This is a genomic window from Bradyrhizobium sp. HKCCYLS20291, from assembly GCF_051167715.1.
Taxonomy (GTDB): domain Bacteria; phylum Pseudomonadota; class Alphaproteobacteria; order Rhizobiales; family Xanthobacteraceae; genus Bradyrhizobium.
In genome coordinates, this window is record NZ_JBNPTO010000027.1 from 71,598 (window position 1) to 79,640 (window position 8,043).

Here is an 8,043-nt window from a genome sequence, read left to right on the forward strand (position 1 = left end):
CGGCGAGGCAGGAGGTTTGGCATGAAGCGTTATCTGATCTTCGTCGCCGTCGGCCCGGCGCTGGGCGGCTTCGCGCTGCTCCTGGTCACCACCTACATGTCGGGCTACTGGACCGACACCAATCCGGCTGAGGTGGCCAAGCTGTTCAAGGTGTTCGTCACCTCGCTGCAATACAGCTATCTGTTCGGCTTCCTGCCGGCGCTGATGATCTGCGCGATCGACGACATCCTGTTTCATGTCCGCCGCATTCCGCCGTTCCTGCGCATGCTGATCGTCGGCGGCATCGCCTTCCTGCTCGCCGGCGTCAACTATGCCTCGCACGGCTCCGAATATGGCGCCGTGCAGTGGATCCTGTACGGTCTGGTCGGCTTCATTCCGGCGACGGTGTCATCCTGGCTAGTGCACAGATTCGTCGACGAGTCGCAGCCGGCGGTCGTCACCGATCCGCCAGCTGCGTAGCAGCCCACCCTATCGTCCGTTGCCGCGGCAGCGGCCGCCGGGTCCGATGTGGAAGCCGCGCGGGCAGGCGTGAGCCGCCGGATTGGCGTAGTTGCGCAGGCATCCGCCATAGGGGCCGCGATGCCAGCCCGGGCCGCATCCGCCGGCAATTTTGATCACCGCGGGCTGCGATCCGGCGATGATTGGCGCCAGCGGCATAGCTGACGCGCCGGCGGTCAGAGCTCCCAAGAGCAGGGCGCTGGCGATGATGGTTCGCATCGATGGTCTCCGTCGTGTGAGTGAGGTCGTCGCCGTGATTCGGACTAGCCGCCCGCCGCGAAGGCGATGCCGGCGCGCACTTCAGCGATCGCCTGATCGATCAGCCCCATGGCGCGCTCGCGATGCCCGCCCTTGTTGGGTGTGGCCTGGGCCAGCTCTGCACGCGCCGATTGCAGCAGCGTGATCGTTTGAGTCATGTGCGGCTGCGCGCCGACGGCGTAGCCGATCCCGATGCCGACCGTGAGGGCGGCGCCGAGGCCGAGCTTTCGGGCAGCGGAAGACAATCTCATTTCATTCCCTCCTTGCACTCATGGCTGTCGACTTGAAGGTCGCGGTCCGCACGGCAGCGTGCGTCCGTCCGCATCGCTAGTTGAACCCCTGGCCGCTGTCTTGGACTAATCGGCATTGACGGGCGCACGATCTGGACTGGACGGCGCTCTCGCTCACGTAATGATGCTCTTTGCTCATTTGGATCGCCGGTCATCCTTCGACTGACACATTGATCGCGTTGCTTCTGATATCCGCTGCCTCGGGGTCCGATTTCGATGACCATCGTCAGGAAGATGCTTTCGACCGACATGCTGCCGAGCGGGCTCGACGACCGGCAACGCTTCTTGTGCTTTGCGGAATTGTTCGAGCATTTCTCCAACACCGGTGAGCTCGATCCCGCTGAAGACGTGCCGTTTCGCGCTGCAATGAATGCGATCCACATCGGCACGACGTTGCTCGGCCGCTGCGACGGCACCTTCACCACGGTGCGGCGCGAACGCCGCCAGGTGCTCGCGACCAACGACGACCGCTATTGCCTGGCGCGCAACACCGGCAGCCGCGAGGCCATGGTCGTCCATCGCGGACGCGAGTTCTCGTTGCGGCCCGGCGCGATGGTGCTGCTCAAGCTCGATGAGCCGTTCTTCAGCGCCGATGGCGCGAACCACAAGCGCTTCGTCAATGTGCATCTGCCGATGATGACGCTGCGCTCGATGGTGCCCGACGTCGATGATCTGGTCGGACGTGAACTGGAGCCGGGCGGGGCGCTCACGCTTGCAATGGACTACAGCGAACTGCTGCTCGCACGTCCCGTGGCTGCCGAAGAGGCCGGCACGGCCGTCGCGCAGCACCTGCTCGATCTGGTGGCGCTCGGTCTCGGCGTGCGCGGCGAATTGATGCTGAAGGCCCGCCGCGGCGGCCTGCGCAGCGTGCGGCTGAGCGGGGTGCTGGCGATCCTGAACCGGCGTTTCAGCGAACCGGATTTCTCGGCGCAAAAGCTCGCACTGGAGGCCGGCCTATCCGAGCGCTACGTCAACGACCTGCTCCACGAGGCTGGCGCCGGCTTCTCCGCCCGCGTCACCGAATTGCGCCTGCGCAAGGCGATGGACCTGCTGTCGAGGGACGCACGGCGCGTCAGCGATATCGCTTTTGCCTGCGGCTTCAACGACCTGTCCTATTTCAACCGCTGCTTCCGGCGCCGCTTCGGGCTGACGCCAACCGGCGCGAGAGGACGATAGACGAGAACAAGGCCCGGCGGCGGTTCGACGCAACTTGTGGCCGGGCCTGCGCGTTGCCATGTCATGGGTATGCAAGACCAAATGTCCACCTCGCCCCGCCGTGCCTCCGGACGCGCCTCGCAGGCGCATTTCGACGCTCATGAGGCGCGCGGGCCGATCATCGACCAGGACGGGCGGGAGATCCCGCAGGGACCGTTCCAGTCGTCGTTCAACGGCGCCTTCACAGGCCCCGGCGGCGTCCGCTTCGACTTCAGCACCGCAAACCCGTTCGGCAATCTCACCCGCGAGCAGCGCATCATCAGGCTCGAGGCGGTGGCGAAGCTGCTCGACGTCGCCTTCGTGCTGCCGGGCACCAACATCCGCTACGGCATCGACGGCATCATCGGCCTGATCCCGGTGGTCGGCGACCTCATCGCGACCGCGCTGTCGCTGTGGCTGGTGCGCGAGGCCCGCGCGCTCGGCGCGCCCTGGCACGTCATCACCCGCATGCTCGGCAACGTCGCGGTCGAGGGCGTGATCGGCATGGTGCCGGTGGCCGGCGATGCCTTCGACGTGCTGTTCCGTGCCAACATGCGCAACGCCAAGATCCTGCGGCGGTGGCTGGATACGCAGCCGCGCTGACGGGCGGCAAAAGCCGATAAACGGACCCCCATAAAAAAACTGCCCCGCACTGGGCGGGGCAGGGTGTCGTCTGATCGTCTGGCTGCCGTCAGGCCGCATCGGCGTCTTGCGCCTTGTCGGCCGCGCGACGCGGCAGCGGAAACGCCTCGCTCTCATACAGGGTGCGGATGCCGTTCTGGTCGAACCGGGCCTCCTCGACCTGCAGATAGGCGCCATTCAGCGAGTCCGCCGGCAACTCCTCCATGGCGAATTGCACGGCTTCCGCCGCGGTGCCGAACCGCCGATAGGCAAAGCCCGCCCGCTTCTTCTTGCGAATCGCAGCGGGAAACAATTCGGCGGAGGTGTTGAAGTTGAACGGACGCAGTGGACGCATGGTCTGAGACCTCTTCTTGTCGGCAAAAAAGCGCTGACGCGAGCTTTCGAACGATCAAGCTTGGCAATGACGCCAGCGATTGCGGGTGTGGAGGGCGCTAGTTTGCCGCTCCAGGCGGCCCGGCCCTGCATGTCAGTTACAGTGCCTAATATAGGCCGATTTGACAGAAATGCGAATCCTGCCCAGTCACATCGTAAATCTCCGCTGGTTCCAGCGCAAATCAAATATCTCACATTTTCAATGACTTGGCGGATCTGCAACTTGTGAATGCAGGGGAAGCCGGTTCGCGCTGCGAAAATCTCGCTCGTTAGGGCTGATTTTGCCTGCCGCAGGCGTCCCGGTTGAGGACCGCCGGCCACCCGGTACCGTCAATGACGCCCCGGGGGCACGCGGGTCAGCGCGGCTTCAGCTTGAGCGCCGCGGAGTTGATGCAGTAGCGCAGTCCGGTCGGCCCGGGCCCGTCAGGAAACACGTGGCCGAGATGGCCCGAGCATTTCGAGCACAGCACCTCGGTCCGGACCATGCCATGGGTCCTGTCGGTCTCCTCGTCGACATGGCTCTCCGTCGCCGGCTGGGTGAAGCTCGGCCAGCCGCAGCCGGAGTCGAATTTGGCGTCGGATTCAAACAGCGTCTGGCCGCAGCCGGCGCAGACGTAGGTCCCGGCGCGGTGCTCATGCTCGTATTCGCCCGAGAACGGACGCTCGGTCGCCTTCTCGCGCAGCACGGCGTACTGCATCGGCGTGAGCTCCTTGCGCCACTCGGCCTCGGTCTTGACGACCTTGTCGCTCGTCTTGGTGTCGCTCATGTCAGCTCCTCCGGCGGACCCGATTGATCCGCCCCTGTCATTGTCGTTTCTGGCCCGGCGCGCCTCAATGGGGCGCCTCAATTGGTCGCCTTGGCGTCCCGGACCAGCGTCGGCTTGTCGATGTAGTTCTCGGCGAAGATCTTCTTCAGATTGTCGATCTTCGGCAGGTCGTTATAGGCAATATAGGGCTGGTTCGGGTGCAGCGTCAGGTAGTCCTGATGATAGTCCTCGGCCGGGTAGAACGCCTCGAGCTTGCCGATCTTGGTGACGATCGGCTTGCCGTAGACCTTGGCCTTGTCGAGCTGGGCGATGTAGGCCTCCGCCAGCTTCTTCTGCGCCTCCGATGTCGTGAAGATCGCCGAGCGATATTGCGGTCCGGAGTCCGGGCCCTGGCGGTTCAGCTGGGTCGGATCGTGCACGACCGAGAAGAAGATCTGCAGGATCTTGCCGTAGGAGACCTTCTTCGGATCGAACTTGATCTGGACCGATTCCGCGTGGCCGGTGCTCCCGCTGGAGACCGTGCGGTAGTCGGCCGTCGCCTTGGTGCCGCCGGCATAGCCGGACACCGCGCTGACCACGCCCGCCGTGTGCTGGTAGACGCCCTGGACACCCCAGAAGCAGCCGCCTGCGACGACCGCGGTTTCCAATCCATCGCCGGCAGGCTGATCCTGGGCCGGAGGCGGGATCACGACGGCCTCCTCGGCGGCATGCAGCGGCTGCCAGGCCAAGAAACCGGCTGCTGCGACGACGCCGATGACGGCCGTCTTGACGAAAAGGGAGCGTGTGAGGCGCATGTTCGGATCCTCGTTGGGTGGTTGTCTCGTTTCGCCGGACCGGGAACACTGGCCCGGAGCGGCCTTCACCGCAAGATACGTTGCCTCCCCGGCGACGTTACGGGGGCGGTCACACGACTGCGTGAACGCCTGAACGCCCTCGCCGTCCCCCTTCCACGCTGGCCTCGGCCGAACCGTAACGATATTCGTTCGACAAACCATCGACCCTTTCGCCACGCGAGATCCCTTCCGGCCATGCCGCGCCTCCTGCTGCTGCTCCTGCTGCTGATTGCTCCCGCCGTTCCCGCCGCCGCCGGTCCTGTCCTGGGCGACGATCTTGCCGTCTGCCGCAGCCGTCAGGCCGACCTGCCGACGCGGGCGGTCGCCTGCGAGCGGCTGCTCGACGGTGGCAACCTGACCGGCAGGGACCTCGCCGGCGCGCTCGACGTCCGCGCCCTCGCTGCGCTGAACAAGCGCGAGGACGACAAGGCCCTCGAGGCGCTGACGGGCGCGATCGCCGCGGATCCCGACAACGTCGCGGTCCTGAACCGGCGCGGCTATGTCTACGAGCGCAAGGGCAAGGACGATCTGGCCCTGGCGGACTACGACGCGGCGCTGCAAAAGCGCCCGGCATTCGGCCTCGTCTACAACAATCGCGGCACCATCCACCTGCGCCGCGGCGCGCTGCAAAGCGCGCTCGACGATTTCAACGCGGCCATCCGTGCCGTGCCGACGCTCTACCTCGGCTACGTCAATCGCGGCCGGGTGCGCGCGCTGATGGGCGACTATGACGGCGCGCTGGGGGACCTCGACGAGGCAGAGCGGATCGATGCGGCCGCGCCGCTGACGGCGATCTATCGCAGCGAGACGCTGTCGCTGATGGGCCGCAGCGATGATGCGATCGCGGGCTGGAGCGGCGTCATCGAACGCTCGCCGAAGAACCAGTTCGCCATCGTCGGCCGTGCTGACGCCTATCTGCGCAAAGGCGATCTCGATGCGGCGCTGAAGGATCTCAATGCGGTCCTGGCGATGAACCCGAACAACGTTCACGCCCATGCCAGCCGCGGCCGACTGTTCGAGAAGCGCGGCAACCTCCCGCAGGCGCGCGCCGATTATCGTGCGGCCGCATTCGCGCTCACGTCCTACGATCCGTACGACGTCGCCGTCGCGCGCAAGCTGGCGCAGGACCGGCTCGCGGCGCTCGCGCCGCAGGCGACCGCTGCGCCATCGACGCGCCGGGTCGCGCTCGTGATCGGCAACGGTGCCTACACATCCGTCCACGCGCTGCCCAATCCGCCGCGTGACGCCAGGCTGATCGCGGACACGCTGCGTGCGGCGGGCTTCCAGTCGGTCACGCTCGTGAACGATCTTTCCCGCGACAAGTTCTTCGACGCATTGCGCAGCTTCGAGGCCGAGGCCGAAAAGGCTGACTGGGCCGTCGTGTACTATGCCGGGCACGGCTTCGAGATCGGCGGCGTCAACTACCTGGTGCCGATCGATGCCCGGCTCGCCGCCGACAAAGATGCCGAGACGGAAGCCGTTGCGCTTGAGCAGGTGCTGGCCGCCGTCGGCGCCGCGCGCAAGCTGCGACTGGTCATTCTCGACGCCTGCCGCGACAACCCGTTCGCGCCAGGCATGAAGCAGACGCTGGCGCTGAAGCTCGTCGACAAGGGCTTCTCGAATATCGAGCCGGGCGCGGGGATGATGGTGGTCTACGCCGCCAAGCATGGCGCCACTGCGCTCGACGGCGACGGCGGCAACAGCCCATTCGCCACCTCGCTCGCCCGCACCATCAAGGAGCCGCGCATCGAGGTGCGCAAGCTGTTCGATATCGTCCGCGACGACGTCTGGGCGATGACCAAGCAACGTCAGCAGCCCTTCACCTACGGCTCGCCGCCGGGACGGGAGGATTTCTTCTTCGTGGCGGCGAAGTGAGAGTTCCGTAGTTGCTGCGCATTGCATCAACTCCGAATGAGATGCGTGATGTCCGCGCCATCCTCCGCCGTCGTCCCGGGCTTGACCCGGGACCCATACTCCGCAGCCGGAGTGGTGAGAGCGATCTGGTTGACATTTGCTTGCCAAATGACGGCCGGTGGTTATGGGTCCCGGCGTTCGCCGGGACGACACCGTTTGTTGTGATGCGATCTCGGACATGACTAATCATTCTCGCGACCTTCAAGGCCCGAGTGATACCCACTCAATAGCCCCCTGAACTAACGGAGGGCGCAGGGAAGGCCGGACCTCGGCTGAGGCCCGTGGCCCGCCTGCGAAAAAAATGCAGGCGGCAGGTACCACAGGTTCAGCCGGACAGGCCCGACCTTCCCTGCGCGATGGTGTTAACGCTTATACGTGCTCTCCCCGGGGACCGGCTGTCTTGCCCCCGTGACCGGCGGATCATCGTCACCACCGGCTTGGCCTCAGCGTCGGGAGACCAGGACCACACGCTTTCGCCGTCCGCGCCGTGCCGTTCGTCCGCAGGTCGAAGACCCGCTGCAACACGTCGCGTCCATCGCATCACCGGCCCCACGTTCGTGACGTTCGCGAGACGCCCCTCCTGGCGGGCCGGGATGCGCGAGAAGATGCCAGTGATTTGCCCGACGACACAACGCCCGTCGGGTTGCGACAAAGTAACGCGACGGGCAACAACGAAGTCGTCCTGATCTCGCGCCGGAAGCCCTCCGATGCGCCGTGACGCGGGATGCGCTGTCCTGGATGGCAGGCTCATTCACTAGCGGCGTCGTGATCACGACACGGCAGATGTCCGCGAATATCTGCTCCGCCCGACGATCACTCCAGAGGCGTTCGCGCCTCGACAGCAAGGCCATGAGCAGGCTTCGCTGTTTCGAGTGCGCGTACTCCGCAAATCATCATCTGGAGAACGATCATGACATCCTGGAGATCAAGCGCAGCGGCTGTAGTGCTGCTGCTGTCGACGTTCACTGCTGTGCCGGCGTTGGCGCAGGACGGCTTCTTCTTCGAGTCGGAGCCGGGGGCGTATCAGGCAATGCATCCGGATCGCGATGTGTTGAACGGCGGCGAGCTGACGCCTGCGGCGCGCATGGGCATGGCGCAAGCCTTTCGCGCAGCGAACGCATCCATGCCGGCTGCCAGCCGGCACTCGCATCGTCCGCAACAGCGGTGATGAACGATTAGTCGTCAGGCTGACTGGCTGACAGTCCGTAGAGCCCGTGAGCCAATTGAGTTTTTGGGCTCATTGATGGCGAAGATTGTGACAGCCGCAGGATGACC

Annotated in this window: 10 protein-coding genes; 5 read left to right on the forward strand and 5 right to left on the reverse strand. The window is 65.3% G+C overall.

Annotation, left to right across the window (positions count from 1 at the left end; genetic code table 11):
• The first annotated feature begins 21 nt into the window (after nucleotides 1–21).
• Complete coding sequence (locus ACQR07_RS35330; protein WP_434906658.1) at nucleotides 22–459, forward strand: DUF5413 family protein; 438 nt, start codon at nucleotides 22–24, stop codon at nucleotides 457–459.
• A gap of 9 nt (nucleotides 460–468) precedes the next feature.
• Here ACQR07_RS35330 and ACQR07_RS35335 read toward each other — a convergent pair whose 3' ends face one another.
• Both ACQR07_RS35335 and ACQR07_RS35340 read right to left on the reverse strand, forming a co-directional pair.
• Nucleotides 469–717 carry a GCG_CRPN prefix-to-repeats domain-containing protein gene (locus ACQR07_RS35335; protein ID WP_434906659.1) on the reverse strand — a complete coding sequence of 83 codons (249 nt, stop codon included), beginning with the start codon at nucleotides 715–717 and terminating at the stop codon, nucleotides 469–471.
• 44 nt (nucleotides 718–761) lie between these two features.
• Nucleotides 762–1,007 carry a hypothetical protein gene (locus ACQR07_RS35340; protein ID WP_434906660.1) on the reverse strand — a complete coding sequence of 82 codons (246 nt, stop codon included), beginning with the start codon at nucleotides 1,005–1,007 and terminating at the stop codon, nucleotides 762–764.
• 255 nt (nucleotides 1,008–1,262) lie between these two features.
• Between ACQR07_RS35340 and ACQR07_RS35345 the strand changes: the two genes are divergently transcribed.
• Together ACQR07_RS35345 and ACQR07_RS35350 are read left to right on the forward strand one after the other, a co-directional pair.
• Nucleotides 1,263–2,222 (forward strand): AraC family transcriptional regulator, encoded by a 960-nt coding sequence (locus ACQR07_RS35345; RefSeq protein WP_434906661.1) that lies wholly within the window; start codon nucleotides 1,263–1,265, stop codon nucleotides 2,220–2,222.
• A gap of 69 nt (nucleotides 2,223–2,291) precedes the next feature.
• Nucleotides 2,292–2,843: a DUF4112 domain-containing protein gene (locus ACQR07_RS35350; protein WP_434906668.1), complete on the forward strand. Its 552-nt coding sequence runs from the start codon at nucleotides 2,292–2,294 to the stop codon at nucleotides 2,841–2,843.
• A gap of 88 nt (nucleotides 2,844–2,931) precedes the next feature.
• On the opposite strand, the gene ACQR07_RS35355 is transcribed toward ACQR07_RS35350, so the two are convergent.
• The 3 genes from ACQR07_RS35355 to msrA form a co-directional block, all read right to left on the reverse strand.
• Nucleotides 2,932–3,216 (reverse strand): hypothetical protein, encoded by a 285-nt coding sequence (locus ACQR07_RS35355; RefSeq protein WP_434869500.1) that lies wholly within the window; start codon nucleotides 3,214–3,216, stop codon nucleotides 2,932–2,934.
• Nucleotides 3,217–3,610: 394 nt separating this feature from the next.
• Complete coding sequence (msrB, locus tag ACQR07_RS35360; RefSeq protein ID WP_434906662.1) at nucleotides 3,611–4,021, reverse strand: peptide-methionine (R)-S-oxide reductase MsrB; 411 nt, start codon at nucleotides 4,019–4,021, stop codon at nucleotides 3,611–3,613.
• A gap of 77 nt (nucleotides 4,022–4,098) precedes the next feature.
• Nucleotides 4,099–4,815 carry a peptide-methionine (S)-S-oxide reductase MsrA gene (gene msrA / locus ACQR07_RS35365; protein ID WP_434906663.1) on the reverse strand — a complete coding sequence of 239 codons (717 nt, stop codon included), beginning with the start codon at nucleotides 4,813–4,815 and terminating at the stop codon, nucleotides 4,099–4,101.
• Between the two features lie 234 nt (nucleotides 4,816–5,049).
• Between msrA and ACQR07_RS35370 the strand changes: the two genes are divergently transcribed.
• On the forward strand, nucleotides 5,050–6,729 hold the full coding sequence (locus tag ACQR07_RS35370; protein ID WP_434906669.1) for a caspase family protein: 1,680 nt from the start codon (nucleotides 5,050–5,052) through the stop codon (nucleotides 6,727–6,729).
• Between the two features lie 982 nt (nucleotides 6,730–7,711).
• Nucleotides 7,712–7,936, forward strand: coding sequence for a hypothetical protein (locus ACQR07_RS35375; RefSeq protein ID WP_434906664.1), 225 nt, complete (start codon nucleotides 7,712–7,714; stop codon nucleotides 7,934–7,936).
• The last annotated feature ends 107 nt before the right edge of the window (nucleotides 7,937–8,043 follow it).

Bases quoted from the DNA above. Each gene is read 5' to 3' on its own strand.
- ACQR07_RS35330 (WP_434906658.1), top strand. From the start codon at position 22: ATGAAGCGTTATCTGATCTTCGTCGCCGTCGGCCCGGCGCTGGGCGGC.
- ACQR07_RS35355 (WP_434869500.1), bottom strand. From the start codon at position 3,216: ATGCGTCCACTGCGTCCGTTCAACTTCAACACCTCCGCCGAATTGTTT.
- ACQR07_RS35345 (WP_434906661.1), top strand. From the start codon at position 1,263: ATGACCATCGTCAGGAAGATGCTTTCGACCGACATGCTGCCGAGCGGG.
- ACQR07_RS35340 (WP_434906660.1), bottom strand. From the start codon at position 1,007: ATGAGATTGTCTTCCGCTGCCCGAAAGCTCGGCCTCGGCGCCGCCCTC.
- ACQR07_RS35370 (WP_434906669.1), top strand. From the start codon at position 5,050: ATGCCGCGCCTCCTGCTGCTGCTCCTGCTGCTGATTGCTCCCGCCGTT.
- ACQR07_RS35350 (WP_434906668.1), top strand. From the start codon at position 2,292: ATGCAAGACCAAATGTCCACCTCGCCCCGCCGTGCCTCCGGACGCGCC.
- msrB (WP_434906662.1), bottom strand. From the start codon at position 4,021: ATGAGCGACACCAAGACGAGCGACAAGGTCGTCAAGACCGAGGCCGAG.
- ACQR07_RS35335 (WP_434906659.1), bottom strand. From the start codon at position 717: ATGCGAACCATCATCGCCAGCGCCCTGCTCTTGGGAGCTCTGACCGCC.
- msrA (WP_434906663.1), bottom strand. From the start codon at position 4,815: ATGCGCCTCACACGCTCCCTTTTCGTCAAGACGGCCGTCATCGGCGTC.